This window comes from Allobosea sp. CS1GBMeth4, from assembly GCF_900185715.1.
In the GTDB taxonomy this organism is placed as follows: Bacteria; Pseudomonadota; Alphaproteobacteria; order Rhizobiales; family Beijerinckiaceae; genus Allobosea.
The window spans coordinates 79,733-104,925 of record NZ_FYAS01000055.1; the positions used below are offsets into that span (position 1 = coordinate 79,733).

General features: G+C 63.9%; 24 protein-coding genes and 1 tRNA gene. 13 read left to right on the plus strand and 12 right to left on the minus strand.

Annotated features, from left to right (window positions below; translation table 11 throughout):
- Window positions 1-288 precede the first annotated feature (288 nt).
- Window positions 289-1,284, plus strand: a complete 996-nt coding sequence (locus CS1GBM4_RS24110; protein WP_186421308.1) for a D-glycerate dehydrogenase — start codon at window positions 289-291, stop codon at window positions 1,282-1,284.
- A gap of 27 nt (window positions 1,285-1,311) precedes the next feature.
- On the opposite strand, the gene CS1GBM4_RS24115 is transcribed toward CS1GBM4_RS24110, so the two are convergent.
- On the minus strand, window positions 1,312-1,698 hold the full coding sequence (locus CS1GBM4_RS24115) for a helix-turn-helix domain-containing protein (protein WP_186421309.1): 387 nt from the start codon (window positions 1,696-1,698) through the stop codon (window positions 1,312-1,314).
- A gap of 102 nt (window positions 1,699-1,800) precedes the next feature.
- On the opposite strand from CS1GBM4_RS24115, the gene CS1GBM4_RS24120 reads away from it, so the two are divergent.
- On the plus strand, window positions 1,801-2,790 hold the full coding sequence (locus CS1GBM4_RS24120; protein ID WP_186421310.1) for a zinc-binding dehydrogenase: 990 nt from the start codon (window positions 1,801-1,803) through the stop codon (window positions 2,788-2,790).
- 3 nt (window positions 2,791-2,793) lie between these two features.
- Here CS1GBM4_RS24120 and CS1GBM4_RS24125 read toward each other — a convergent pair whose 3' ends face one another.
- Window positions 2,794-3,798, minus strand: coding sequence for a complex I NDUFA9 subunit family protein (locus CS1GBM4_RS24125; RefSeq protein WP_186421311.1), 1,005 nt, complete (start codon window positions 3,796-3,798; stop codon window positions 2,794-2,796).
- A 182-nt stretch (window positions 3,799-3,980) separates the two neighbouring features.
- On the opposite strand from CS1GBM4_RS24125, the gene CS1GBM4_RS24130 reads away from it, so the two are divergent.
- Window positions 3,981-4,067 (plus strand) — tRNA-Leu (locus CS1GBM4_RS24130).
- A gap of 231 nt (window positions 4,068-4,298) precedes the next feature.
- Here CS1GBM4_RS24130 and CS1GBM4_RS24135 read toward each other — a convergent pair.
- From CS1GBM4_RS24135 to CS1GBM4_RS24150, 4 genes are all read right to left on the minus strand, one after another.
- Window positions 4,299-5,735: a serine protease gene (locus tag CS1GBM4_RS24135; protein WP_186421312.1), complete on the minus strand. Its 1,437-nt coding sequence runs from the start codon at window positions 5,733-5,735 to the stop codon at window positions 4,299-4,301.
- A 310-nt stretch (window positions 5,736-6,045) separates the two neighbouring features.
- Complete coding sequence (locus tag CS1GBM4_RS24140; protein ID WP_186421313.1) at window positions 6,046-6,732, minus strand: ABC transporter ATP-binding protein; 687 nt, start codon at window positions 6,730-6,732, stop codon at window positions 6,046-6,048.
- Window positions 6,725-7,951: an FtsX-like permease family protein gene (locus CS1GBM4_RS24145; RefSeq protein WP_186421314.1), complete on the minus strand. Its 1,227-nt coding sequence runs from the start codon at window positions 7,949-7,951 to the stop codon at window positions 6,725-6,727. The genes CS1GBM4_RS24140 and CS1GBM4_RS24145 overlap by 8 nt, the downstream gene beginning before the upstream one ends.
- Entirely contained in the window at window positions 7,948-9,228 is a 1,281-nt protein-coding gene (locus CS1GBM4_RS24150; RefSeq protein ID WP_244607386.1) for an efflux RND transporter periplasmic adaptor subunit, read from the minus strand. The genes CS1GBM4_RS24145 and CS1GBM4_RS24150 overlap by 4 nt, the downstream gene beginning before the upstream one ends.
- Window positions 9,229-9,507: 279 nt before the next feature.
- Here CS1GBM4_RS24150 and CS1GBM4_RS24155 point away from each other — a divergent pair, with 279 nt between their 5' ends.
- Window positions 9,508-9,945, plus strand: coding sequence for a universal stress protein (locus CS1GBM4_RS24155; protein WP_186421316.1), 438 nt, complete (start codon window positions 9,508-9,510; stop codon window positions 9,943-9,945).
- 56 nt (window positions 9,946-10,001) lie between these two features.
- A complete protein-coding gene (prs, locus tag CS1GBM4_RS24160; RefSeq protein WP_186421317.1) occupies window positions 10,002-10,970 on the plus strand; it encodes a ribose-phosphate diphosphokinase in 969 nt (322 codons plus the stop codon).
- Here prs and CS1GBM4_RS24165 read toward each other — a convergent pair.
- A complete protein-coding gene (locus tag CS1GBM4_RS24165) occupies window positions 10,957-11,955 on the minus strand; it encodes a hypothetical protein (protein ID WP_244607387.1) in 999 nt (332 codons plus the stop codon). The two genes, prs and CS1GBM4_RS24165, sit on opposite strands and share 14 nt — an antisense overlap.
- 200 nt (window positions 11,956-12,155) lie before the next feature.
- Here CS1GBM4_RS24165 and CS1GBM4_RS24170 point away from each other — a divergent pair, with 200 nt between their 5' ends.
- Window positions 12,156-12,800: a phosphoribosyltransferase family protein gene (locus CS1GBM4_RS24170; RefSeq protein ID WP_186421318.1), complete on the plus strand. Its 645-nt coding sequence runs from the start codon at window positions 12,156-12,158 to the stop codon at window positions 12,798-12,800.
- Between the two features lie 441 nt (window positions 12,801-13,241).
- Here the strand turns inward: CS1GBM4_RS24170 and CS1GBM4_RS24175 are convergent, their stop codons facing one another.
- Window positions 13,242-13,385: a hypothetical protein gene (locus CS1GBM4_RS24175; protein WP_186421319.1), complete on the minus strand. Its 144-nt coding sequence runs from the start codon at window positions 13,383-13,385 to the stop codon at window positions 13,242-13,244.
- Window positions 13,386-13,739: 354 nt separating this feature from the next.
- On the opposite strand from CS1GBM4_RS24175, the gene CS1GBM4_RS24180 reads away from it, so the two are divergent.
- Window positions 13,740-14,516, plus strand: coding sequence for a hypothetical protein (locus tag CS1GBM4_RS24180; protein WP_210201626.1), 777 nt, complete (start codon window positions 13,740-13,742; stop codon window positions 14,514-14,516).
- 523 nt (window positions 14,517-15,039) lie between these two features.
- Here the strand turns inward: CS1GBM4_RS24180 and CS1GBM4_RS24185 are convergent.
- The 3 genes from CS1GBM4_RS24185 to CS1GBM4_RS24195 are packed head-to-tail and all read right to left on the minus strand — an operon-like array spanning window position 15,040 to window position 18,099.
- Window positions 15,040-16,332, minus strand: a complete 1,293-nt coding sequence (locus CS1GBM4_RS24185; protein ID WP_186421320.1) for a hypothetical protein — start codon at window positions 16,330-16,332, stop codon at window positions 15,040-15,042.
- Window positions 16,329-17,120 (minus strand): hypothetical protein, encoded by a 792-nt coding sequence (locus tag CS1GBM4_RS24190; RefSeq protein ID WP_186421321.1) that lies wholly within the window; start codon window positions 17,118-17,120, stop codon window positions 16,329-16,331. Before CS1GBM4_RS24190 ends, CS1GBM4_RS24185 begins: the two co-directional genes overlap by 4 nt.
- Before the next feature lie 19 nt (window positions 17,121-17,139).
- On the minus strand, window positions 17,140-18,099 hold the full coding sequence (locus tag CS1GBM4_RS24195; RefSeq protein ID WP_186421322.1) for a putative phage abortive infection protein: 960 nt from the start codon (window positions 18,097-18,099) through the stop codon (window positions 17,140-17,142).
- Here CS1GBM4_RS24195 and CS1GBM4_RS24200 point away from each other — a divergent pair.
- Window positions 18,086-19,099: a DUF3800 domain-containing protein gene (locus tag CS1GBM4_RS24200; RefSeq protein WP_186421323.1), complete on the plus strand. Its 1,014-nt coding sequence runs from the start codon at window positions 18,086-18,088 to the stop codon at window positions 19,097-19,099. The genes CS1GBM4_RS24195 and CS1GBM4_RS24200 overlap by 14 nt on opposite strands.
- On the opposite strand, the gene CS1GBM4_RS24205 is transcribed toward CS1GBM4_RS24200, so the two are convergent.
- Window positions 19,096-19,704 carry a hypothetical protein gene (locus CS1GBM4_RS24205; protein WP_186421324.1) on the minus strand — a complete coding sequence of 203 codons (609 nt, stop codon included), beginning with the start codon at window positions 19,702-19,704 and terminating at the stop codon, window positions 19,096-19,098. The genes CS1GBM4_RS24200 and CS1GBM4_RS24205 overlap by 4 nt on opposite strands.
- A gap of 447 nt (window positions 19,705-20,151) precedes the next feature.
- Here CS1GBM4_RS24205 and CS1GBM4_RS24210 point away from each other — a divergent pair, with 447 nt between their 5' ends.
- From CS1GBM4_RS24210 to hxsA, 5 genes are all read left to right on the plus strand, one after another.
- Entirely contained in the window at window positions 20,152-21,003 is an 852-nt protein-coding gene (locus CS1GBM4_RS24210) for a hypothetical protein (protein ID WP_186421325.1), read from the plus strand.
- Window positions 21,004-21,786: 783 nt separating this feature from the next.
- A complete protein-coding gene (locus CS1GBM4_RS24215; RefSeq protein WP_186421326.1) occupies window positions 21,787-22,029 on the plus strand; it encodes a hypothetical protein in 243 nt (80 codons plus the stop codon).
- Window positions 22,026-23,435 carry a His-Xaa-Ser system radical SAM maturase HxsB gene (hxsB, locus tag CS1GBM4_RS24220; protein ID WP_186421327.1) on the plus strand — a complete coding sequence of 470 codons (1,410 nt, stop codon included), beginning with the start codon at window positions 22,026-22,028 and terminating at the stop codon, window positions 23,433-23,435. The genes CS1GBM4_RS24215 and hxsB overlap by 4 nt, the downstream gene beginning before the upstream one ends.
- Complete coding sequence (gene hxsC, locus CS1GBM4_RS24225; protein WP_186421328.1) at window positions 23,432-24,538, plus strand: His-Xaa-Ser system radical SAM maturase HxsC; 1,107 nt, start codon at window positions 23,432-23,434, stop codon at window positions 24,536-24,538. Before hxsB ends, hxsC begins: the two co-directional genes overlap by 4 nt.
- Entirely contained in the window at window positions 24,535-25,158 is a 624-nt protein-coding gene (hxsA, locus tag CS1GBM4_RS24230; protein WP_186421329.1) for a His-Xaa-Ser repeat protein HxsA, read from the plus strand. Before hxsC ends, hxsA begins: the two co-directional genes overlap by 4 nt.
- Window positions 25,159-25,193: the final 35 nt, after the last annotated feature.

The window sequence follows — 25,193 nt, forward strand, 5'->3', positions numbered from 1 at the left end:
CCACTCCTCGACCCGCCCCTCCGGGCGCGCTCGCGCCGAAAGGTCAGGTTGTGTTCCGCCGCAACGCTGCTAGACAACGAAACGGCCGCCGACCGTCGAAACTGTCCGACTCAATTCCTGATGCGCCTCGGTTAATGGGGGGTTGAGGCGGAAAGGCGACGCTGCGGCCACCAGAGCCCGTTCCGATCGCTCCGCGCTCGCGAGCTGATCAGACCCGGCCCTGGTCGCGCCCGGCCGGGCGCGACGACGGACGCATCGGAGCCCGACGGGCCTGCAACGGAGCCGCGCATGTCGAAGAAGAAGCCGCTGGTGGTCGTCACGCGCAAGCTGCCGACCGTGGTCGAGACGCGGATGCGCGAGCTTTTCGACGCCAGGCTGAATCTCGACGACATGCCGATGAGCCAGGCCGCCCTGGTCGAGGCGGTGAAGACCGCCGACGTGCTGGTCCCGACCGTGACCGACAAGATCGACGCCGCGCTGATCGCCCAGGCCGGCGACCAGCTGCGCCTGATCGCCAATTTCGGCAACGGCGTCGACAATATCGACGTCGTCAGCGCGGTGCAGCGCGGCATCACCGTGACCAACACGCCGGGCGTGCTGACCGACGACACCGCCGACATGACCATGGCGCTGATCCTCGCCGTGGCCCGGCGCATCGCCGAGGGCGCGCGCATCATCACCGACGACGAATGGGCCGGCTGGTCGCCGACCTGGATGCTGGGGCGGCGCATCACCGGCAAGCGCCTCGGCATCGTCGGCATGGGGCGGATCGGCCAGGCCCTCGCCCGGCGCGCCGCGGCCTTCGGCCTGTCGATTCATTACCACAACCGCCGCCGGCTCGACGCGCGCATCGAAGAGGCGCTCGACGCGACCTATTGGGACTCGCTCGACCAGATGCTGGCGCGGATGGACGTCGTCTCGGTCAACTGCCCGCACACCCCGGCGACCTATCATCTGCTTTCGGCCCGCCGGCTCAAATTGATGAAGCCCGACGCCATCCTGGTGAACACGGCGCGCGGGGAGATCGTCGACGAGACGGCTCTGGCCCGCATGCTGGAGGCGGGCGAGCTCGCCGGCGCCGGCCTCGACGTGTTCGAGCACGAGCCGGCGGTCAATCCGCGCCTGCTCAAGCTCGCCCGCCAGCACCGCGTCGTGGTGCTGCCGCATATGGGCTCGGCCACCCATGAGGGCCGCGCCGACATGGGCGAGAAGGTCATCGTCAACATCAAGACCTTCATGGACGGGCACAAGCCGCCGGATCGCGTCCTGCCCAGCATGCTCTGAGATTTCCGCCGGGCCGAGGCGGCCCGCTCAGGCCGCCTCGGGCTGCGCACCGGGGCGGTATCGGCATTCCGACAGGGCGTCGAGTTCGCCGAGATCGGCAGCATGGCGGCGGCCCCAGTCGCACAGCATCGCGATCACCGGAGCCAGGCTCCGGCCGAGCGGCGTCGCGGCATAGTCGACGCGCGCCGGCACCTGCGGGAACACCTCGCGGCTGACCAGCCCGTGTTCCTCCATCTCGCGCAATTGCTGGATCAGCACTTTCTGGGTGATGGCCGGAATGCGCCGCTGCAGTTGCGACAGGCGCCTGGGACCGTCGAAGAGCTGGTAGAGGATCACGGCCTTCCAGCGGCCGGAGATCACCTTGAGCGCCCGTTCGACCGGCAGCATCGGCAAGCGCTTCATCGGATCGGCCATGCTCACCTCGTGGTCTGCTGCGGAGAAATCGGTGTGTAGTCGGCGGCCGGCATCCTAGCCCAGAACGCGCCTCACGCTCATCCCCTTCCCGCGAGGCATGCCATGAAAGCCGTCCAGTACAGCCGCTTCGGCGGCCCCGAAGTGCTTGAGACCGTCGAGGTCGAGACGCCGTCGCCCGAGCCGGGCGAGGTGCTGATCGCGGTCCGCGCCGCCGGCGTCAACTTCTTCGAGGTGATGATGCGGCAGGACCGCGATGTGACGACGCCTGCCCTGCCCTTCATCCCGGGCGTCGAGGTCGCCGGCACGATCGCGGCGCTGGGCGCGGGCGTCGCGGGTTTCGCGATCGGCGAACGCGTCGCCGCTTCGCTCTTCGCCGCAGGCGTCCAGAGCGGCGGCTATGCCGACCACGTCGCCGCCAGCGCGGATGTCGTCGTGCGCCTGCCGGAGGCGCTTTCCTTCGCTGCGGCCGCCGCGCTGCAGGTGCAGGGCCTGACCGCGCTGCACCTGCTGCGGAGCCATCCGGCGGAGGCGCGCACCGTCCTGATCAGCGCCGCGGCCGGCGGTGTCGGCAGCCTGCTGGTCCAGCTCGCGAAGCGCCATGGCGCAAGACGGGTCATCGCCATGGCGAGCTCGGCCGAGAAGCTCGCCATGGCGCATGAGCTCGGCGCCGATGCCGGCGTCGACTACACCCGTCCCGACTGGCCCGGGCAGGTCCGCGCAGCGAGCGACGGCGCCGGCCCGGACCTGATCTTCGATGCGTCCGGCGGCGACGTCCCGGCGCAGTGCCTCGCCCTGCTCGCCCCGTTCGGGCGGCTGGTGCTCTACGGCCCCCTCTCGATCGCCGGTTTCCGGCCCGACGCCGAGACCCTGAAGACGCTGGTCGTCGGCAATCGCACGGTCGCCGGCTTCTCCCTCCTGCCGCATCTCGCGCCGGCCCGCCTCGCCGGCGACCTCGGCGAGCTGTTCGAACTGGCGGCGGCGGGCGAGCTCAGGCTCCTGCCGGGCGGTCGCTTCCCGCTGGCACAGGCGAGCGCCGCCCATGCGGCGCTGGAAAGCCGGCGAACCGCCGGCAAGCTCGTGCTGGAACCGTGAGCGTCAGCCGCCGGCGCGGGCTGTGTCGAACTGCCCGGACTTGCGGAAGCGCCAGAGATAGCCGGGCACCTCGGCCTCGGCCGAGACCGGCGCGATGCCGAGCCCGCGCAGGGTCCGGCCTTCCGCCTCGGCCGCCGCGGAGACGACATTATCGCTCTCCAGCAGGGCGACCTGGTCGCGCGTCAGGACGAGTTCGTCCGGCAGGAGGCCCAGCGTCAGCGCGTCGACGATCTCGAGGACCCGCCCCTGCAGACGCGCGAGGCCGAAGGGCACCGGCGCCAGCAGGCATTTGCGGCCGGTGACCTCGCAGACATAGTCGACCAGCTCGCGCAGCGTCTTCACCTCGGGCCCGCCGAGCTCGTAGACCTTGCCGCCCTCGACCTTGCCGTCGACGGCGCGCGCGATCGCCTCGGCGACGTCGCCGACGAAGACCGGCTGGAACTTCGTCTGCGCCCCGGCGAGCGGCAGCACCGGCAGCATCCGCACCAGCGCGGCGAAGCGGTTGAAGAAGGTGTCCTCCGGCCCGAACATCACCGAGGGGCGCAGCACGACCGGCTGCCTGACCGAGGCCTGGGCCGCCGCCTCGCCCTCCGCCTTGCTGCGGGCATAGAGGGATTTCGAATCGGCTGCCGCGCCGAGCGCCGAAACGTGTACCAGCCGCTCGACGCCGGCCTGCGCGCAGGCCTGCGCCACGGCCCGCGCGCCCTGCGCCTGCACGGAGGAGAAGTTCTGCCGGCCCTGCTCCTGCATGATGCCGACGAGATTGACCACGGCGTCGGCGCCCTGCACGGCCGCGGCGACCGAATCGGGGTAGCGCAGATTGGCCTGCACCGCAGTGACCTGGCCGACGATGCCGAGCGGCTGGAGGAAGCCGGCGAGATCAGGACGGCGGACCGCGGCCCGGACGCGATAGCCGCGCCGCGCCAGCGCCCGCACGACATGGCGCCCGAGGAAACCCGAGCCGCCGAAGACCGTGACGAGTTGCGAAGCGGGAGGCAGAACCGTCATGATGACGCGAAGCTCCGTTTGGAAGCGCTGAAAACTGGTGCCGTCGCGCCTGTTCCTAGTGCATCGGATCGCGGCTGTGAAGGCGGCGCGAAGCCGCCCTCGGCCGAGCCGGCAGCGTCTCGTCAAAAAGCCGGCTTCGCCCGTTGACAGGCGCGCGCCGCCCCCGTAAACGAACCGCCGTTGCCCAGGTGGCGGAATTGGTAGACGCACCAGCTTCAGGTGCTGGCGCTCGCAAGGGCGTGGAGGTTCGAGTCCTCTCCTGGGCACCAACATCTCTTGAGGACTACCAACCTCAAGGGCTTAAGCCAGAACAGAGTGTTGCGCGTGGCCGATTGTGCTACAAAGGTGCGCAGCAATACTTCGAAGAGCCGTAGCCCGTTCGATCGGTATGAGGCTTCAGATCTTCGATACGGCGGGAACCCCGCCGATGTCGCGAAGCCGAGTAAGGGAACGACGGAGCGGGTGCGTTCCGTGCCAACCCTCGCCCTTCACCCAACAAGCTACCGACACGCGATGAACACGCTCGCCTTCTTCGCCTTGTCGGCCAAGTCTGCGGGGTCGAGCTTATCGCCCAACGTCCCTGTCTCGTAGGTGATCTGATTGGCGTCGAGGAAACTGATCGCGAGCGATGCCTTAACAGCGAAGTTGACGTTCTGCGGGAGGTCTCCTTGCTCTCCAGCAACCTTGATGGCGTTCAGCTTCGATGTCACGACGCCGACGACATTCCCTGAGGTGTCCAAGAGTGGACCGCCAGAGTTACCAGCCTGCACCGGAGCGGAAATCTGAAGGTGCCGGCTGTCGTCCCGCAAGCCGGCCAGCGCGGTAACATTGCCGAGCGTGAAGTTGCCGGTCGTTGCCAAGATGTCGGTATGTGGGAAGCCAAACGCGGCAATTCCTTCGCCCAACCGAACGCTCGACCGGAGCGACAACGTTTTTTCCACCGGCCCGGCGACCTTAAGGACCACCAAGTCATTGATGACATCTCTAGCGACAATCCGAGCAGGAAGCGCGGTGGCCCCATCCGGCCGCACCGTGATCGTAGCGCAGTCCTTCACCACATGGGCGTTCGTCATGACATGTCCAGCCTTCGACACGAAGAAGCCCGAGCCCGTAGAGAAGGTCGTCTTCGGCGGCTCGGTCGGCCTCGATGTGGGCGTAGTCGGAGGCGGAGCGGATGGAGGAGCATTTGCGACCTCGGGCTCATTGCGGCCCCAAGGGTAACTTGCGCGTTGAGTCGTTGGGAATGGCGCACCGGTCATACTGGCCCATAGTGAGCCCGAAATGATCGTAACCAGCCGGTTTCCGTAAACCGGAGCGTCGTCGCTGGACCATCCCATGTCGAAGCCGAGGATGCCGTCGCCATCGGTGTGATAGCGGACATATCGATTGTAGCGGCCCTGATTGCCGGTGATGACGAAGAAGTCTCCCTTGAGCACCTTGTAATTGATGCGGTCGCCGCTTCCGACCATCTCGCGAAGGGTGGTGTCGTAGGCAGTGCGCACGTCGGCGGCGGCAATGTAGTTGAACTTCATGCGGAACCGATTGGCCGGCTCCTTCATCTCGACCCCGAGGTCGGTTCTCCTCACTTCAAGGTTAAGCCCCATCGGCACCCAAAGTTGCCGACCGCGTACCGGATGTGGCACCCAACGCAGGCGCCATCCGTCGAGAACGGACCTTGCTGAAGCGAGCATGCTGTTGACCTGGGCTTCGGTCAGGACGCCCGTGGGCAACTCCCCGCGCGAAAGCTGATACTGTTTCGTCGCCTCGAATAGCCGTCGCGAGTAACCAACATTGGGCACCGCGGGCCAATGGCCGGAGCTCGTCAGGACGATCTGAAACCAAAGCCGCGTGTCAGGCTTCAAGCTGAGGAAGGCTTCCTGCGCGGACTGAAAGTACGGATCAGAAGATTGCGCATGCACAGCGACAGGTGCCAGCAACAAAGACAGCCCTAAAGCGGCTGCTCGCAGGCGCATAACTTCCCCCAACGCGACAACTTCAGGGTCACTCTACGGAGACGGCCTGCCAAGTCAATGAGGAGCAAAGTATGAGGTTACCGCCGGCTGCGGGCGAAAATCAGGTTTGAATCGCAGCGATCCTGGCTGTTCTGCTCTGCTTCAACAAATGACAATGTCGAAGCACGCCTCTCCTGGGGACATTTTTCTCAAGGCCTCCGCGAGCCTTGATCTGGTTGCTCGCCATTGAACGTTCTGAACCGACCGCCGCCTCCTGGATTGGACGGCGAATGGTTCATGCCGTCCGGACGCGGCCGTCGACGACCTCGATGATCCCGTCGCAGCGGCGGGCGAGATCCATGTTGTGGGTGACGATCAGGAAGGACGTGCCCGACAGCCTGTTCTCCTCGCGCAACAGCGCGAAGACGTCCTGCGCCGATTTGCTGTCGAGATTGCCCGTCGGCTCGTCGGCGAGGACGAGATCGGGCCGCATCGCCAGCGCCCGTGCGATCGCGACGCGCTGCTGCTGGCCGCCGGACATGTTCAGCGCGTTGTTGTCCGCCACCGCCGAGAGGCCGACGCGATCGAGCAGGTCGCGGGCGCGTGCCTCGATCCGCGGGCTGGACCGGCCATTCGCGATGACCATCGGCATCATCACGTTCTCGCAGGCGGTGAAGGCCGAGACCAGCAGATGCGCCTGGAAGACGAAGCCGATCCTGTGACCGCGCAGATGGGTGAGTTCGGCATCGCCGAGCCGGCTGGTCGCCTCGCCAGCGATCAGCAATTCGCCGCGGGTCGGCCGGTCGAGCAGGCCGATGATGTTGAGAAGCGTGCTCTTGCCCGAGCCCGAGGGGCCGACGAGAGCGACGAAGCCGCCGCGCTCGAGCTCGAGATCGATGCCGTGCAGCACCTCGGTCTCCGCCGGGAGCCCGATCGCATAGGATTTGCTCACCCGCTCCAGCCTGACGATCGCCTCAGCCACGGATCGCCTCCACCGGATCGAGCCGCGAGGCGCGCAGCGCCGGCGCCATGGCCGCGACGACGCCCGTCGCGGTGGCGAGGAGCGCGCTCGCCACGAACAGGCCGGGCGCGATGATCAGCGGAAAGAGCTCGCTGCCGTCGGCCTGGCGCGCCACGCTGTGCCAATAGGCCAGTGCGCCGGCGCCGAGCATCGAACCGGTGACGGAGCCGGCGAAGCCGAGCAGCCCGCCCTGCAGCAGGAACAGCTGCAGGATCTGGCCGCGGGTCGCGCCCATCGCCCGCAGGATGCCGATATCCTTCGAGCGCTGGATCACCGAGACGACGAGGACGGCGGCGATGCCGAAGGCCACGGACAGGCCGACGAAGAGGCGGATCAGCGTATTGGTGTTCTTCTGGGCCCGGACGGCCGTGAAGAACTGGGCATTGGTCTTGATCCAGCTGTCGGCCTCGACGACGTTGGAGGCCGCGATCTCGCGGGCGATCGTCTCGGCGGCGTAGATGTCGCGCACCGACAGCCCGATCTCGGTGACGCCGCCGATGACGCCGAGCAGCGACTGGGCGGTGCGCAACGCGACATAGGTGTTGCGCAGGTTGGCGCCCTTGTTGCCGAGGTCGAACAGGCCGGCGACGGTCAGCGTTCTGCTCGCCCCGCCCATCCCGTTCAGCAGCAGCTTGTCGCCGACGGTGGCGCCGAGATCGCGCGCGAGCTCGATGCCGATGAGGATGTCGTCGCTCGCCAGCCGCAGGCGGCCGGCGACCATGTAGTCGGTCAGCCGGACGATCCTGAGATAGCGCTCCGGCTCGATCCCGGCGACGGAGACCGAACGGCTCGCCGCCCCGCGCACGGCGAGAGCGGAGCCGGTCATGCTCGCAGCGACCGCGGTGACTTCCGGCAGCGCCTCCATCCGCCTGACGATCGTCTGCCATTGGTCGATCGAGATGACGCGCTGGCTCGGGCGCTGAACGATCGCCTCCTCGATCTCGTCCGGGCGGTTGCGCAGGGGACGCGCGACCTGCTCCGGCGGCAGCAGCTGGATCTGGGCCTGGGACGTCAGGACCCGCCTGAGGAAGTTCGCCTCGAGGCCGGCGAGCATCGCCGACATGAAGACGATCACGGCGACGCCGATCGTGATGCCGCCGACGATGAAGCCGGTCTGCAGCCGGCCCTCGCCGAGGAAGCGCAACGCTCCGGTCATAACGAAGGGCAGCCAGCGCATCATGGCCGCACCGCCCTGATCCTCTGCCCGGTCACGACACCGGAATTGGCCGGAACGAGTTCGTCGCCCTCGGCGACTCCGTCGAGGATCTCGATGTTGCTGGCGCCGCGCAGGCCGAGCCTGACCGGCTGACGGCTGGCGCGTCCCTGCCGCAGGCGCATCACCCAGGGAGCCGGGGAGACGGCGTCGCGGACGCTGCGCGCCGGCACCACGAGCGTTCGGGAGCGGCGTGCCGTCTCGATGTCGACGGAGACGGTCATGTCCTGGCGCAGATAGGCCGGCGGCTCGGCGACGCGCAGCTTCACCTCCACGGCGGCGCGGGCGATGTCGATGCCGGGGTTGATGTAGACGAGGACCGCCTCCATCCGCTCGTTCGGGAATGCGTCCGCCGAAGCCAGCGCCGGCTGGCCGGGCGCGACGAGGCCGAGATTGCGCTCGTCGAGCTGGATCACCAGCTGCGTCTCGCCGCGCGGCGCCAGCACCAGCAGCGCCTTTCCGGGCTGGGCGACCGTGCCCCGCTCGACCGCGCGCGAGATCAGGATGCCGTCGCGGGGGGCCGAGATCGTGGCATAGCCGAGCCGCGAGGAGGCCGTCTCGAGATTGGCGCGGGCCTGGTCGAGCTGCGCCTGCGCCATGATGGCGTCGCTGCCGCCGGGGCTGGCGGTGAAGACCTGAAGCTCGGCGCTGCGCGCCTGCGTACGGGCGACGTTGAGCGCCCGCACGGCCTCGTCGAGCGCCGCGCGCGTCGCGGAGCCCGTCCGGGCGAGCTCGACGGTGCGGTCATGGCTCTGCTGGGCATTGAGCAACACGGCCTGCGTCTGGGTGAGCGCCTCCCTGGCCGCCGGCAGGACGAGCTCCTGCATCTGGCGCAGCCGCGCTTCGGCCTGCGCCACCGCTCCCTGGGCCTGGACGAGCGCCGCCCTGAGCTCGCGGTTGTCGAGCAGGATCAGCGGCTGCCCCTTGGCGACCGTCTGGCCCTCCTCGACCAGCACCTCCTCGACCGTACCGGTGATCTGGCTGCCGATCTCGACGCGATAGGGCGTCTCGACATGTCCGCTGGCAACGACGGTCTGGATCAGGTCGCCGCGCCGGACGACGTCGACGACGACGGCGGGTCCGATCAGGGCCCGGCTCGCCTGCCAGGCGGCGACGCCGGCCGCGACAGCGAGGGCCAGCCCGAACCAGCGATAGGCCCAGAGGCGGCGCAGGAGATGCGCGGATCGGAATCCACCCCCGCTCTCCGCCGGCTCTCCGGTCGCGACAGCAGCAGATTGTGGCAAACGCCGGTCCATGTCAGACGCCCTGCATCACCTCGCCCCTGGCTCCAATGTCGAGTCTTGCCGCACCACGTCGTTGATTCAGCGCAAGAGGCAGGCGAGGGCCGAGGCGGACGATCGCCCGGGTCCGGACATGGAAGGCGGCTCGCTCGAGCAATAGCGGGGCTCGCCGCCGCGTCCTTTGCGTTCGATCAATGTACCGGGGCCGAGGCAATGGAATCCTCGACAGATCCGAGCGCCTCGGCCGGACGCCGGCGACGAGGCGAGACTGCGGGAGGGGCCATGTACAGCCACATACTGATCCCCATCGACGGGTCGCCGCTCTCGATGGAAGCGATGCGGACGGCGATGGCGTTCGCGCGCGATGCGGGCGCGAAAGCGACCGTCCTCATGGTGGTGGAGCCGTTTCATCTCTTCACCGTTTCGCCCGAGCAGCTGCCGGCGAGACGTGCCGAATACGAGAGGGATGCGAAGACGCATGCCGCCGACATCCTCGCGGCGGCGGAGCGCGAGGCGAAGCTGCTCGGCGTGCACTGCGAGGTCGTCCAGACGGAAGGCGACGATCCACATCGCGTGATCATCGAGACGGGTGCGCAGCGCGGATGCGATCTCATCGCCATGGCCTCGCATGGACGGCGCGGCATCGCCGCGCTGCTTCTCGGCAGCGTGACGCTGAAAGTGCTGACCCATTCGAAGATCCCGGTCCTGGTCTACAGGTGAGGACGCTTCATCGGGCCAGCCGGCAAGCGGCGGCCGCCGGCGCACCGCCCGGTCCCATGCTCTTCGCGCTGGCGGGTAGCGACGAGCTCGGCCGCTCGGTCGCCGCGAAGCTCGACATGGCGCTCGCAGCCCATGAGGAGCGCGAGTTCGAGGACGGCGAGCACAAGATCCGGCCGCTCGATCCCGTCGCCGGGGCCGACGTCTACGTCCTCCACAGCCTGCATGGCGGGCCCCGCGCCAGCGCCAACGACAAGCTCTGCCGGCTGCTGTTCTTCATCGCGGCGCTGAGGGACGCGGGCGCGGCGCGTGTCACTGCGATCGCTCCCTATCTCTGCTATGCGCGCAAGGATCGCCGCACCAAGCCCAACGACCCCGTCACCACGCGCTATGTCGCCGCGCTGTTCGAGGCGATGGGAACGGACATCGTCGTCACATTGGAGGTCCACAACGAGGCGGCGTTCGAGAACGCCTTCCGTTGCCGCACGGTGGCGCTCTCCGCCGCGCCCGTCCTCGTCGAGCGCGTCCTGCAACTGGTCGGCGACGAGCCGCTCTGCGTCGTCTCCCCCGATCTCGGCGGCGGCAAGCGTGCCGAGCTCTTCCGCGAGGCGCTCGAAGCAGCGGTCGGCCGGCCCGTCGGCAAGGCTTTCGCCGAGAAGCATCGCAGCGCCGGCATCGTCTCCGGCGATCTCTTCGTCGGCGAGGTCGCAGGTGCCACCTGCATCGTGGTCGACGACCTCGTCAGCACCGGCGGAACGCTGGTGCGCGCCGCCCGCGCGGCGCTGGTGGGTGGCGGACGGCGTGTGATCGCCTGCGTCGCGCACGGGCTGTTCATGGCGGGCGCTTCCGAGATCCTCGCCGACCCCGCCATCGAGCGTATCGTCGCCACCGACACCGTGCCGCCGTTCCGGCTCGGGAGCGGCGCCGTCCGCGACAAGCTCGACCTGGTGAGCGCCGCGCCCCTGATCGCGGCGGCGATCGGCAGGCTGCACGACAACCGGCCGCTGACGGACCTCATGGTCTCCTGAGCAGGCGCTCGAGCTGCATCGCATCCCTGGCCGCCAGCTGCAGATAATGGCGCGCCTGCCTCGGCCATTTCTCCGGCGTTCTCGGCACGGGATCGAGCAGATGCGCGATCGACAGCCGCGCCCGGAGCATGGCGCGCTGGCTGCGGTAGAAGGAGAACAGGCCGGAGGCGCGATCCTCGCCGAGCGCCGCGGCCAGGTTCCGGCGGATGCGCTCGCCGGCCCAGCGGGCGCCGAGGCGCTCGCATTCCAGATGCAGGAAGGCGACCTCGTCGAGCGGGTCGAGCGCGCGCAGGCGCGGATCGAACTCGAGGCGATCGATGATCCTCACCGGATCTGTCAGCCAGAGGTGCTCGGGGCGCAGGTCGCCATGCGCGTCGACGATGCGGCCCGCCCTGGCGCGGACGGCCAGGGTCTGCGCCCGCCGGCTCAGGAAGCGGTGCTGCACCGTGGCGATCCAGCCGATGCGGGCCACGGGCAGGCGAAAGCGCGGATCGCAGAGCACGCTCCTGTTGGTGTCGATGGCGCATCGCCAGCCGGCCAGAAGGCGCTCGGCCGGCATGAGCACGGGCCGGGCATGCCGATAGAACGCCGCCAATGCCAGGGCGACGCGCCGGGCCTCCACCGGCCGCAGGCGGCGCGTCAGCAGGGCCGTCTCCAGACTCAGTTCAGAGGGGAGCCGGCGCATGACCACGAGCCAGTCGGCGGCGGGGCCGGCACCGGCGACGGCGAGGCCCGCGGACGCCAGCGTCAACGGCACCACGGCGAGGTAGATATCCGGCGCGAGACGTCGGTTGAGTTCATATTCGGCGCGGCAGGCGGCAGCCCGCCGTTCGAGCGTCGAGAAGTCGAGATAGCGAAAGCGCACCGGCTTCTTCAGCTTGTAGACCCGGTCCTCGGTCAGGAAGACCCAGGACATGTGGGTCTCGCGCGCCTCCACCGTCCCGGCCACTCCGGGCAGATGCCGCGGGTCGCTCAGGAATCGCACCTTGTCCTCGAGCGGGACAGCCGGCCGAGGCGCCGAGGTCCGGGAGGCGGAGTCGAGGGCGCGGTCCATGATTGCATGATAGGACGGAGACAGGCGCCGGATTTGACGCCGATCAATGCCGGAGCGCGCGGCGCTGATGGGATCGGCTGCCGGGAGAGCATGGCCTTGGCCGTGCTCCGCGGTAAGGATGGAACAGGACGATGCGCTTTTCGGACCGGACCGAGGCGGGGCGCAGATTGGCTGCAGCGCTCGCATCCTACCGCGATCGGCATCCCGTCGTGCTGGCGCTACCCCGCGGCGGCGTGCCCGTTGCCGCGGCGATCGCGGAGGCGCTGTCGGCGCCGCTCGACCTCCTTCTCGTCCGCAAGATCGGCCTTCCCGGGCAGCCGGAACTGGCGATCGGCGCGATCGTCGACGGGGCGGAGCCGGTCGTCGTCCGCAACGAGGCGCTGATCGCCCTCGCGGGCGTCCGGGACGAGGCGTTCGAGGAAATCCGCCGCGGCGAGCTCGCCGAGATCGCGCGCAGGCGGGCACGCTACATCGGCTCTCGCAGGCGCGCGCCGATCGCCGGCCGGACCGTGATCGTGGTCGATGACGGGATGGCGACCGGCGCGACGGCAAGGGCCGCGCTGCAGGCGATCCGCAAGCACGGGCCGGGGAGGCTCGTGCTGGCCGTCCCGGTGGCCTCGGCCGAGGCCGTCGCGGCGGTGCGCGGCGCAGTCGACGATCTCGTCTGCCTCGAAGTCCCCGAGGCCTTCCTCGCGATCGGCAGTTTCTATCGGGATTTCGGCCAGGTCAGCGACGAGGAGGTGGTCTCGATCCTGGCGCGCTTTCCGGCCACGTGATCGCCGCCGGCGGTCGCCCCGATCCGGTCGTGACCCGGCTCGCACGCCTTGCCTCCGATGCCGGCAGTACTGCTGGTCGACCACGGGTCGTGGCCGGGTCCCCGGCCGCGCATCACGGATCGCGTCGACCGGCGTCCATTCCGCCTGCAGGCTGCCTGAAACGCGAAAGCCCCGTCTCGGGGAGAGACGGGGCATTGGTTATCGTTGGTTGCGGGGGCCTGAAACCACCGAGAGCGTTTATGAGAATGTGCCGCTCCTGGCCCTATGCAGACCCTGGGAGCGTCCGGTTTCGGGCAGTGTGATGAGCTCCGCAGTCGAAGGGCTGGAACTGGCCAGAGCGGACATTGAATTGATCTGGCGGAGTTTCCCGACAGCTAAAGTTTGGGCCGCTGGTAGACGAACTCCCGCAATCACGGAGCCGCCCCTAGGAATTGTCGATCTTCACCGTGAAGATGACGGGCGCGTCCTCATCGCCTTATGCGTCATTTCGATCGAGGCGCCGGGCTTGCCCCAGCCATGCTCGGCGAGGGCTTTGAAGAAGGTGGAATCGCCTTCCAAGGATCTGATATCGGCGACGACGATCATTGCATCGATTGCCGCCCACCCAACTTTTCACGTATAAGATCCAGCAAAACCTTCGGAGGCTTATCCTCTTCCAAGAGGCGCTTTACGCGAGCGTTGATCGAAATCAATCCCTCCTTTGATTCAGCCGGGCTGCCCGACTGCCCCTTCTTCCAAGAGTTTAGATTTTCGAGAGGTGGATTTTTATTTGCCAATCATTGCTATTTCACTGCGAATATTATGAGAATGAAAGGGCGATCGCTCAAGGCTGATTGGTTAACGCCGCTAGATTTGCTTGTAACAAAATTTTAAGTGATAAGAGCGGATGCTCGCGCCCAAGCCGTACCGGCTACATGAGAAGGGTGCGAGGGCCTGAGCATGATCGAGCCGAGCAATTTTTTCAAAGCTGTCAGAACACAGCCCGAACGCTTCTATATCATCCATTATTCGTCCCAGGCGCTCTACGATGAGGGGATCGAAGCCTTTTCGCCGCGGATTACGTCGGTGGTCGTTATGCAGTTTCAGCTGCGCCAGACCCAAACTTTCTGCCTGCATTCAATCGCTGAAGAGTTAGGCATAGGACGAGATGACGTTGAAGCCCGCTATGATGATATCGAGCGAGAGCTACTGTCGCGCTTTTTCTCGTTCGTGAAAAACAACCAAGACAAGTACTTTGTCCACTGGAATATGCGGAACCAAGTTTTTGGCTTCGAGCACCTCGAACATCGCTTCAGGGTGCTCACCGGCGAAGAGCCGCCGCGCGTGCCAATAGAGTTCCGGCTGAACCTGAATGACATTCTGAAAGTCAAGTACGGGGCGGATTATGCGGCCGATCCCAGAATGGCGAGCCTGATGCTGCTCAATGGCAAGCCGCCCAGGGGATTTCTCACCGGAGAGCAGGAAGCCGAGGCGTTCAAACGGAAAGAGTTCATCCGTATGAACAGCTCCACGATTTGCAAGGTGGAGTTCTTCCGACACGTTATCGTCGCCGCACAGCAGGGCAAACTGCGAACTGCCGGCCGCGGCTGGGTTCATCGAATTGACCGCTTGTTGGAGAATCGCTGGGCCAGAGCCGCAGCGCTTTTCGGATCGCTTGTGGGCGTCGGCGCGATTCTGGTGAATGCCTATCGCTTCGTCGCAAGCCTGAGTCTCTGAGACAGGGCAAGAAAAGCTGACCATCGCCTATTGCCAATTCTCCCCGGCCATCCCATCTCGGGCAAGCGAGGTTGAATCTGATCAATTCAACCGACCCCATTTGATGAAAAAGCTCTAGCTCACGTTCTCTGTTAAACGCCGCAAACGCTCTCTCGCAAACGACACACCGCAAAACGCACCAGCTCATCAACGCACGCAACGCACCACAGAACCCAACGCATCAAAGCACAGCTCGCAAAGCGACACTCCCCAAAGCATCCAACGCAAAACTCGCAAGCTCGAAATACCGGCGGCGCCCGCAATGCGCATTGCATCGCTGCCGATGAACAGCACTGGTGTCCGGATGCCGATCCTCAATCCTTTTTAGGGTTCTGTCGGCCGGCGAACCTTGGAGTCCCAACAATGGGTTTCAGGTTCGCGTTTGAAGTGCAAATGAGTGAAGCTATGGCGACACGGCTTCTCGTCATCATCATCGCGCTGCTCACGTAGTGGCGAGGAGAGGGGGACCGAGAGGTCCCCTTTTCTAGCCTTTGAACCATGTATCGTGCCAATCTTCCGGCTCGTTGCGTTCCCGCCTCCAAGTCAGATAGTACTCGTCTGAGCGAAGGTGCTCGATATAAGCCGACTCCAGGCCGAGTATCTTCATTTTAGGCTCTTTTACCAGTCGCGTATTGGCGTAATCGATGCCTTCAAGGTATTTCAGGCGGTCAAAGGCGCTTAGAACCCGGTCCACCTGCTGAAGATATTCGTCTCGATGCAAGTCCCAACCCGTTCTCAGGCTCTCAATTTCTCGCATGCGCTCCCGCCCTTCCAGCAGCTCACGCTGGGCGGCCCGTCGGAACGGGTACAAGCTTTGGCTGAAGTCGAGCGGGGCATCTTTCCTTCCGAAATAGAGGTAGGCGACCCCGCGTAGTGCAGCCAGCATTTCCGGATTCTCGTGATTGTCCCGGACGGCCGCCAGCAGCGGATCGGTCAGTACCTTCGGCCTACGATACTCGAATGGCGTGTTTGGCCACTGATTGAACCGATGGAACTCAAAGATCCCCGCCGGAAATAGCGAGGCGAAGCCCGGGTCTTTGAGAAACCCGCGCGCAGCCTCCGCAAGTTTCCCGCGAGAGATCAGGTCGATGATGTACGCGAAATAGAGGTTCTTCACCTCCTGATCTGAGAAGACGCCCGCGTGCCCCGCATCGACAAGTCCCTTGAAGCGGGCTGTGTCGGTCTTGGAGGCGAACCGATCTAACCACTGTCTTCCGATACTCCGCAGCCTTTGAGAAAGGTCTTCCGACCGCGAGCCAGGTACGGTCTCGGCTGCTGCCAGTCGAAAGCGAGAAACCCAATATCTCGAATGGACCGGCACTTCCTCGAAAACGTCCGGGAAGGCGTCGATAATGCGCTCCGCTTCATCCCGTTGAAGCCGCGCTTTGAAGCGCCCGTTCCGCGCATCATCGAGGAGGCGCCGCACATCATCGACGACTTCGGCGGCCTCCGGGCTTTGCGTCGCAATGTCCGGCACGTCCTCGGGGTAGGCGTTCCCGTTGACATGGTGGAGCTTGCCATTGACCCAGAACGGCACCGGCGCATATTCGCCGATCATCATCCGTCGCCGAGTGACGCCGGGCGGGATCTGCTGGACAAGCCGGTATGGCGCATCGGGCGGGAGCAGTAGGAAACGGGTGATCCGAAAGTCACCGTCTGTCTCGGATACCCAGAGCGAATTACTGTTGCTAACCGAGAAAAGCGGGATGCCGATCGAGTCCGGCACATCAACCAGCCGGATGGAGCCCCACAGATCGGCCCGCGACCGGCGGCTCATAGGCGTATCCCCGCCTTTCGGTAGATCGTGTTCACGGCACTGTAGATGGCGGAAAAATAGCTGTTGCCGCTAATCGGGTGGCATTCATAGAATTCAATGCGCGGCGTGATCGACTTGACGATTTTCACCATTTCGCGGTCGCGCTTGTACTCCTCAGGCATCACCACCCCGAGCAGATTTTCGGGGGTGAGGTCGATGTCCGTTTCAAGCTGAAGCTCAATCGCTGCCGCCCGATCGTCAAATCCCTCTGCGGATTTCTCCGCGTAGAGTCGGTTGATGGCCTTTACTGCCGCATGCCTTGGCGTGAGGCTGTATTCATCATCGAGTTTCTCGGCAGGACGCGGGTTGCGCTTCACATAGCTCTGATCGTCGCCGAAGAACGCGGACACGACCCTCCCAATGGATTCTCGTTCGGGCGCCAGCTCGAAAGTCTCCCTGCCGAAGAAGGTGACATACTCCGGCAGCCGCTTGTTCACGAAGGCGCCGCTATCGAAGGGAAAGAGGCGCTTGATCTTTGGGTCCGTCTGGAAGCGGACAACGAAGACGGTCGGAAGCAGCCAGTACGGTGTCTCCCCCGCCTCCAGCTGGTACTTGTACGCGGGCCGTCCCACGAACAGGTACGTCAGCTTTTCGCCCCGGAAGACATTGCATGGCATCGCCGCGATGCGGCCGGTCCCGAGGATCGCCGGCAGATGCCCGGCCTGAGTCGTATGCAGCCACGGCAGTTTAGAAGCCGTCCCAACCTGGGCCTTCTCCAGAAATTCCTTCAAAGAGAAGTTCTTCAGCATCAGATGCACCGATCCACGTTCACGCGGGCTGCTCCTCGTTCACTTCGGTCTGCGGGGGCAGGCCAAGTGCCGGGAAGTCATCCAGCGGGCCCATCCCGGCCCGCAGACCGACGTGTGTCCCATGCAGAAGCAGGCCGCTTTGGAGGTTGTCCAAAAGCTCGTACTTCTTGGAATAGTGCCGGAAGCGATATCCAGGCGATGACAGCATGTTGTAAAATAGCATGACCAGCTCGCCATCGGACAGCTGGGCGCGCAGGATTTTCATATATTTCTGCTTGGGATCGCCCTTTTCACCATCGAGCAGCGGCAAATGCGCGCCATCAACAAAGCGGATGAGATTGAAGAGGAACCGGAAGTAGTGCCCGAGATCGTGACGGTTGCGTCTCCAGAACTCCGCATACGCCTCGTTGATGCTTTTCGATAGGTTTTCGGGCGGATACACGATGCTCGCTCGCAGCTCCTTACGGAGCTTTTCAACGAAGAGGCGAAAGCAATCGCGGCCGGTAGCCTTCTCGTCACCGCTCTCCTTATCCCGAAGGTCCATCCTGCTCACGATGTCGTTGTGCAGGGTCAGCATTCGGAAGAACGTTGCCTCGAAACTCTGCCGTATTTGAGCGGCCTGAAGCTTGCGGGATTCCGCCTGCGCTTCCTCTAATCCCTTTTGCTGCAGGTACAGCGTGAAGAGCACGCCGCCGAAGCCGAGCAAGCTGAGGAGCGGCCCTGCAATACCAGCGAACAGATCGGCGCGGGCTCCGAGGTTCTGCCATTGACTGCCTTCGGCGCTCCAGATGTGGTGCATGTTTGCAGCCACCAGCAGCACCAGGACGCCGAAAATGCCGAGCAACACGAGGAATGGGTGCAGCCGGTACGGCTTTGGATTTTCCATGTCTCCCCCCAGGAGCTTTGACTGAGGATAATCCGATTCTTGCGGCAGCTTCCGCAACTGTCCCCGGTAAATTGGTAGGATGCTGATCTTCATCGATGAGACCGGGTCCATCGGCGAAATGGGAGGGCCGACCAGCATCTTCGCTGTCGGCGCCCTGATCGTCCCCGAAAGCAAGTGGGATAAGCTGCGCAACGCCTATCTGCGCATGCGCAAATCCCTTCCGCAGAACAAGGGCGAGGTAAAAGGACGCCTGCTCGATGAGGCGCGGGTGGCGCAGGTGGCTCAGCTCTTGCGCCGACACGAGGCGCTGTTCGAGTGCACCGTCATCGACCTCGGAATGCACAACGCGGAGATTGTCGCCCAGCACCAGGCACGACAAGCCGAGGGGATGACGAACACGCTGACGGATGCCCATCATCAGACGGTCGTGGACGCGATAGCGAAGGCTCGGCGGCAGTCGGAAGGCTTCAGCCTGCCCCTTTACGTCCAAACGATGCTCACCTTCCTACTGGTCCGGGACGTGCTGGATATTGCACCCAACTACTACGCTCAGAGGCGCCCGCGGGAGCTGGCGGCGTTCAAATGGGTGATCGATGCCAAGGACAAGCTTCCCAACCCCACGCCCTGGGAAGTGTGGTGGTCCACCTTCATCATGCCGTGGATGCAGACGGATACGCTCCGCACGCCGATTGCTTGGGTCAGAGCTCCTGACTTCAATTTCCGGTTTGCCAAGCGCTTCGAGGCAAAGGCGAGCGAGTGGTACCAGGAACTCCTCGCCAACGAGTCGAGCCAGAAGAATGACGGCGACAATTTCCCGCTCGACCTCCGGCTGATCATGAACGAGCATTTTCGGTTCTCGTCAGAGCCGGAGCCGGGTCTTGAGCTGGTCGATATCGTCACCTCGACCGTCCGTCGCGCTCTGGTCGGGAATATCCGTCCCGAGGGGTGGCGGAGCGTCCGCGATCTCATCGTCAACCGCACCGGCGAGAACCTGCATATCCTCGCCCTAACAGGAGCCAGGCGCCCTAAGAATCTCCCATACGGCGACGTGGTGAAGGCGTTCCGGAACTCACGGCGGACGATGTTCGCCTAAGGGCGAGAATTTTGGATGTGGTCCAGATAGCCTTCGCAACCGCTGAAGTAGACCTCCAGCGCTTCCATCACGTTTGCCATCTCCGCCAGATCCACTTCGCTCTGGGGCAATGACACCGGGTTGCCTTTCGTATCGCGTGGATACCGGAAGGAGAATGAACCGGGATCGATGACCGCGAACTCTTTGATGACGCTCTCAACCGCGGTATCTTCATCGTTGCGTTCGACGATGCCGTAGATCTCATAGATCCGCTTCAGGGCTTCCCAAAGGACGATCAGGTCGTGGGTTTTCCAGTTCGCCGGCACACCCACTTCCGGGCCGAACTCATCAATGAGCGACTTCAGCGACAACTCAATGAAGTGGCGGTAGTTGAACAGGATCGGGTAAACCAGATGCTCCCGCTCATGCCAATTCGCGTTGGCCAGTTTCACCAGATGATCGGCAGCCCGCTTATACCCGTCTGTCATCCTCCAGGTTTTGCCGTGGCCACTCGTGTTGATGACCACGTTATCGATCGGCCGGGCAGCGCTGGAGAATGCCTTGTCGCCGAGCTTGGGCCACGGGAATCCTAGATCCTGGCTTTTGCCTTCCTCCTCTTCACTCATCGTTCACTTCCACATCATTTTCCGCGAATATCTCTCGTCCGGGCCGGAAAGGACGGCATAGATGGCCGTCGTGCGCATTGATGCATGGCCCATCCACTTTGCACCAGGTGCGGCGGCACGCCGGCGCGGTGACGCAGCCTCGTTGGCGCATGGTCACGCCATTCTGCGTCGCAGAGGTCTGCTTTTGGGCGGAGGCCTAAGTTCCGCTTATGGCGCCCCTCAACAGTCCATCGCATCATGATAATTCTGCTCAAAGACGGCCTTGGGAATCGCGAACCTCGAGCCGATTAGGGATTGGACATCAGTTAATCGATCGACTTCGCGTCGTGGCCCCGGCAAAACAGAAACAACCCATACGCACAACTCCGCCTTGCAATACACCAAAGCGCGTGTTCCCTTAGGGAGCCACGCCGCGGGGGCGAAATGAAACGAAAATCGACGTACCTCATGTGCTGTATTTCCTTCATGCTGGCGGCATGCGGAGTAACAGCCCCGCGATTGGATCTCAGCGACGACTCTGCCGAAGCGGCAGCACTTTTTGCCCAGAGCGTCACCGTTCACGTACACTGCGAGCTTAGAAATGCAGTTGTCTTCACCTATGACAAATTACGCCCCGAACAAGATGTCGAATGGCTGAAAGAATGGGCCGCTAAGATTACCTTGACGATCAATGTTGACGAGAAGATTGGTCTTAGTCCTGGCTTAGCTTTAACAAAATTCTTCAGAAGCTACAGCAATACACTTCGCGGCGGCGAGCTTATTACGGCGTCACGCTCCGCTGAACTAGGAATAGGCGGGGGGTTGTCGTCAACCGCCACCCGCGAACAGGAAATCACTTGGTTCCTGGTATTCCGTGACCTGCTCGACGAACGACAATACGCCAACGCAAAATGCGACCAGAAGCATCCCTTCTTGATGGAAGGCGACCTGAAGATAAAGGAAACGCTGTTCTCAGGCGTTTTCGCTGGCAGCTTGGCCCGGAACACGTCCGATCCCTTCGAGAGAGGGGGGCGGCTACAGGTGGTTCAGCATCTAGTGTCCTTCTTCATCGAGGCTTCCGGCAATGTCACTCCGTCCTGGCGCTTTGTCGATGTGACCGCGAACGGAGGCGGCTCCTTCTTCAGCCTCAATCGAAACCGAAAGGACACGCTCCTTATAACGATGGGGCCTACTCAGCTCGCTGACAGCGGTCGCAAACTCCGCGAAACGCGCGTCATACCTTCGCAATCTGTCGACAGCTCACACCTGGCCAGGCAGATCGGCACCAGCGTCGGAGCAAACCTGATCGGAATCAGATAATGGAGGATGACATGCAGCCTGAAAGTATCGATGCCGCAAGACGACTTGGTTGGGTCGAGATGACACTGGACGAGATCAAGGTGCTGCGCGATCTTCATTCCAGCTCATCGGCTGATTTCATAGGAGGCTCGGTCGATTGCAACGGTAAGCCAGAGGGGACGCGCTGCGGCGGATTTGGCGTGAGCCTGAGCGGCTCTGTCGCGTGCTTTTGCCGGCAAGGTCTCTGTGTGTGCTTCCGAGCCCCTCTTTTTGCAGTACCGCCTCCCTAAGATCAGCATCGCGGTGATCATAACGACGAGAGAAGCGTGATGGCCTGCAGGCATTTCAGCCACTGACGCGTCTCGGCGGCGCATTTGGGCTGGCATACTAGGAGCGCCCGATGATCTGGATCCGCGCAGAAGTTGCGATTCAGTTGAGGTCGGATGGGCTGATCCGATGTCACGACACATAGCGGCGCTTCGGCCCGATCTCGTATGGATTGTCAGCAGGCAGAACACTGCGGCCTGGTTACGATCTGCTGGTCGGACCCACCGTAACGTCCGCTGCAGGGCAACCACTCAATGTCCGCAGTTGGCGCTTTCGACTATCTCATTGTTTTCAATCGCTTCACCGCAACGGCGGGCGTGGAGCGGTCGTTTCTCATCCAGTGTCTGTTGAATGCCGGATCGAGGCGATCGCTCGAAAACCTCTTGCAAAAAAACCGCCGCGACTTTCGAGCTATTGCAAGGCGCGCGGCCACACGCAAAGGTAGTCTAGCCTCTCACCTTCAGCCGGCCAATCGCCATGACTTGCCATATCTCAATCCCGGCGTCCTTTCACGGTTATCTGGACTCAGCGATCGTGCGCTTCGAGAGCCGACATGCCGGCATCCGTGTCGTCTCAGGTGAAGCGGGCGTCGACCTCGAAGGCGAGCAAGCTGCAGATCCTGAACTGCGGGCTGATTTTCTGCATATCCTGTATCGCGAGAAGATCTATGCCGAGACTCTCTCGATGCGCCAGGCGCTTTTGCGCGTCGTGCTGCGATGAAGATTTGGCCGCTAAGATTTCGAGGAGGGGCGGCGGACGGCTATCTCTTCACCGACGACGCCGGAGGGTTTTTCCGCGCTGACGCCACCTTCCTGGATCGGTACGTTTCGGGCGGGTTGACGGCACGGGACAAGGCTTTCCTTCACCTCGGCGGCCACGGTTTCGAAGAGGCCGGTGATTTGGCTCACACGAGCTTCGCGTACCGCTGGAGCCAACGGCAAGCCATCCGAACCGAACTTGGCTATGTGATCCTGGTGCCGACGCTCAGGTGCAACCTGACCTGCACGTACTGTCAGGTCTCTCGCGCGGCCGAAAACGCTCGCGGGTACGATTGGAGCGAGGACACGACCGAGGCCGTGCTGCGCTATCTCGATGGATTGACGACGAGTGACGTCAAGATCGAGTTCCAGGGCGGTGAACCACTGCTGCGCCTGGATTTGCTCGAAGAGGTACGTTCGTTCTGTCGCCGGCGGTTCACGTCGTCCAAGTTCGTGGTCTGCACCAACCTCCAAAGGCTGGGATCCGAGGAATGGTCCTTCCTCGACGCCCCGGACACTTTCGTCAGCACTTCCCTCGATGGCGATCTCGCCACCCATACCCGGCAGCGAACGCGGTCGACTTCGGCCACCGAAGGGTTCCTAAGCAACCTGGATCAGGTACTGGAGCGGCTGGGAGCCGACAAGGTTTCGGCACTGCCCACGATCGACATCGACGATCCCCCCGACTTCGATGAGTTGATCGAAGCCTACAGCTCTCGCGGCATGCGCTCGATCTATCTGCGGCCGATCAATCACCAGGGCTTCGCGCGGCGCGCTCGGTCCGTCGACGCCGATATCGAGCGATGGAACATGCTCCACCGCGAATTCGTGGAGCACCTAGTCGACCTCAACTACCGAACAGGCGCCGGGCTGGAGGAATACTATTTCTCCCAGTGTCTGCGACGCGCGCTGCGTCCGGGCGCCGACGATCACGTCGATTTAAGGAATCCCAATTTCTTCGGCTCTGATTACGTGGTCATCGACCACGATGGAAAACTGTACCCGACGGACGAGGCGAGGATGCTGTCTCGGATCGGTCGCATCGACCTGTCCATCGGGGACGTCTTCACCGGCATCGCGGCGGAGAAACGGGACATCCTGAATGCGGCGTCGCTCAACAGCTTCGATCCCGACTGCATTCACTGTGCCTTCCAGCCCTATTGCGGATCGGACCTGATCGATGACCTCTCGCGGTACGGTCGCAGCGACCATGCGCGAAGCAACACCTGGTTCTGCAGACGGCACACCAGTGTTTTCGATCATGTCTTCGAACTGATGTACCGGGGTGATGCGGCCGCCGATCATTCCCTGGCTCAGTGGTCAGGCATCGCGAACTGGGGTGCGCACCTAGCGCCCAAGCTATCATGATCCCCCTTCAGATCGCCGCGAGCACCTCAAGCGCCGGTCCGTTTATTGCGCGCCTCAATTCCGAAGGCCGCGCTTTCGAGCTGGAACGGACGCAGGGACGAACCCCGTTCGATGTCGATCTTGAGTTCGTCGGATCGGGGAGGCTGGTTTATCGCTCCGCCTCGATCGAGCTTGAGCTCAAAAGCGTCGATGCCGACGATGTCGACGGAGACGTGGTCTTCGTGAACCCGGCGCGTGGTATCGCTCATCGCCTGGTTCGCGCAGGGTCGGCCCACAACACGTTCCTCATCACGGAGCGCTGCGACCAGCTCTGCGTGATGTGCTCGCAGCCGCCGAAGCGGGGTCATGTCGACATGTTCCCGTATTTCGAGGCCGCCGCTCTGCTCGCGCCAAAGGGTGCCGTTCTAGGCGTCTCTGGTGGCGAGCCGACGCTCTTCAAAGGTCAACTGCTCCCATTTCTTGAACGAGTGCTGGGACAGCGGCCGGACCTCAGCTTCCATGTCCTGACGAACGCGCAGCATTTCGATGTCGATGATGTGAGTGCCTTGTGGCGGCTGCCCCGCGATCGCGTGACCTGGGGCGTCCCGCTCTATTCGAGCGACAGCGAGGTCCACGATGGAATCGTGGGAAAGGTCGGTGCCTTCCACAAACTCGCTGAAGGGCTGGCAATCCTGGCGAGATCGGGAGCTACGCTTGAGCTCCGGACCGTACTGATGACCCGGAATGTCGAGGCGTTGCCCGCGCTGGCGCGCTTCGTCGCTTCGCACGTTCCGTTCGCCACGAGCTGGGCGATCATGCAGCTCGAAAACATTGGGTACGGTCGGCTCAATTGGGCCGAGCTGTTCCACGACCACTCCCAGCGGTTCGAGCCCGTCGGTGAGGCGATCGACCTCGCGCGAAGCCGCGGCCTGGACGTCTGGCTCTATAATTTCCCCCGCTGCACGGTTCCGAGTGACTACCGGCAGCTCGCGCCTCCAACGATCTCGGATTGGAAGCGTCGCTATCCCGCGGCTTGCGATGGCTGCGCGGAGAAGGCGGAATGTAGCGGACTCTTCGAGTGGCAGACCGATGATCGCGGCTTCACGAGGTTTGGGTTGCTATGAAGCGTAGGCTGTTCGCCATCCCGTCGCTGCTAGCGGCAGGCCTCATGCCAATGAAGACCGACGCGGCGTCGTTACCCGATGGGGTCTCCGGCGCCGCAAGGCCGGATTCTGACAAGTCGTTGTTCGACGTATTCAGGCTTCCGCACAAATACATCCTGGCGCGGCACCGGAGCCATAGCTCCCATCGCAGTCATAGCTCGCATCGATCGTCGTCGGGCGGAAGCTATTACAGGTCGCCGAGCTATTCGTCCCCGTCTCCCTCCTACTCGGCGCCGCTGTATACGCCCCCGGCTTCGTCGGCCGTCCCGTCCCCATCCGTTCGATCGCCGGATGCCGGTTCCGCGCCGTCCGTCGGCGGTGGCGCCGGAAGGCCCGCTAGTGGCTCGCCGGCCCGTGGCAACCCCGTCATCTTGCCGGGGAACACCGACAGGTTCGCGGCCATCGTCAAGCAGGTTCAGATGGCGATGCTGGCGTTCGGATATTACAGCGGGCCGATCAACGGCACCGTGAGCCAGGACACGCGCGATGCGCTGACCCGGCTGCAAACCGATTACGGCCTGAAGCCGACTGGCACCATTACCCCGCAAACCCTGGATGCGTTGAGGATCAGGGCTGATTAAAGCAGCGGTTACGCGGGGTGAGTAGTTTGGTCGGA

What these genes read in the sequence shown, in the direction of transcription:
- CS1GBM4_RS24155 (WP_186421316.1), top strand. Translation starts at nt 9,508, where the DNA reads ATGTACAGCCACATACTGATCCCCATCGACGGGTCGCCGCTCTCGATG.
- CS1GBM4_RS24170 (WP_186421318.1), top strand. Translation starts at nt 12,156, where the DNA reads ATGCGCTTTTCGGACCGGACCGAGGCGGGGCGCAGATTGGCTGCAGCG.
- CS1GBM4_RS24210 (WP_186421325.1), top strand. Translation starts at nt 20,152, where the DNA reads ATGTGCTGTATTTCCTTCATGCTGGCGGCATGCGGAGTAACAGCCCCG.
- CS1GBM4_RS24205 (WP_186421324.1), bottom strand. Translation starts at nt 19,704, where the DNA reads ATGAGTGAAGAGGAGGAAGGCAAAAGCCAGGATCTAGGATTCCCGTGG.
- CS1GBM4_RS24215 (WP_186421326.1), top strand. Translation starts at nt 21,787, where the DNA reads ATGACTTGCCATATCTCAATCCCGGCGTCCTTTCACGGTTATCTGGAC.
- CS1GBM4_RS24120 (WP_186421310.1), top strand. Translation starts at nt 1,801, where the DNA reads ATGAAAGCCGTCCAGTACAGCCGCTTCGGCGGCCCCGAAGTGCTTGAG.
- CS1GBM4_RS24125 (WP_186421311.1), bottom strand. Translation starts at nt 3,798, where the DNA reads ATGACGGTTCTGCCTCCCGCTTCGCAACTCGTCACGGTCTTCGGCGGC.
- hxsC (WP_186421328.1), top strand. Translation starts at nt 23,432, where the DNA reads ATGATCCCCCTTCAGATCGCCGCGAGCACCTCAAGCGCCGGTCCGTTT.
- CS1GBM4_RS24195 (WP_186421322.1), bottom strand. Translation starts at nt 18,099, where the DNA reads ATGAAGATCAGCATCCTACCAATTTACCGGGGACAGTTGCGGAAGCTG.
- CS1GBM4_RS24180 (WP_210201626.1), top strand. Translation starts at nt 13,740, where the DNA reads ATGATCGAGCCGAGCAATTTTTTCAAAGCTGTCAGAACACAGCCCGAA.
- CS1GBM4_RS24185 (WP_186421320.1), bottom strand. Translation starts at nt 16,332, where the DNA reads ATGAGCCGCCGGTCGCGGGCCGATCTGTGGGGCTCCATCCGGCTGGTT.
- prs (WP_186421317.1), top strand. Translation starts at nt 10,002, where the DNA reads ATGCTCTTCGCGCTGGCGGGTAGCGACGAGCTCGGCCGCTCGGTCGCC.
- CS1GBM4_RS24190 (WP_186421321.1), bottom strand. Translation starts at nt 17,120, where the DNA reads ATGCTGAAGAACTTCTCTTTGAAGGAATTTCTGGAGAAGGCCCAGGTT.
- CS1GBM4_RS24110 (WP_186421308.1), top strand. Translation starts at nt 289, where the DNA reads ATGTCGAAGAAGAAGCCGCTGGTGGTCGTCACGCGCAAGCTGCCGACC.
- hxsA (WP_186421329.1), top strand. Translation starts at nt 24,535, where the DNA reads ATGAAGCGTAGGCTGTTCGCCATCCCGTCGCTGCTAGCGGCAGGCCTC.
- CS1GBM4_RS24145 (WP_186421314.1), bottom strand. Translation starts at nt 7,951, where the DNA reads ATGATGCGCTGGCTGCCCTTCGTTATGACCGGAGCGTTGCGCTTCCTC.
- hxsB (WP_186421327.1), top strand. Translation starts at nt 22,026, where the DNA reads ATGAAGATTTGGCCGCTAAGATTTCGAGGAGGGGCGGCGGACGGCTAT.
- CS1GBM4_RS24200 (WP_186421323.1), top strand. Translation starts at nt 18,086, where the DNA reads ATGCTGATCTTCATCGATGAGACCGGGTCCATCGGCGAAATGGGAGGG.
- CS1GBM4_RS24115 (WP_186421309.1), bottom strand. Translation starts at nt 1,698, where the DNA reads ATGGCCGATCCGATGAAGCGCTTGCCGATGCTGCCGGTCGAACGGGCG.
- CS1GBM4_RS24175 (WP_186421319.1), bottom strand. Translation starts at nt 13,385, where the DNA reads ATGATCGTCGTCGCCGATATCAGATCCTTGGAAGGCGATTCCACCTTC.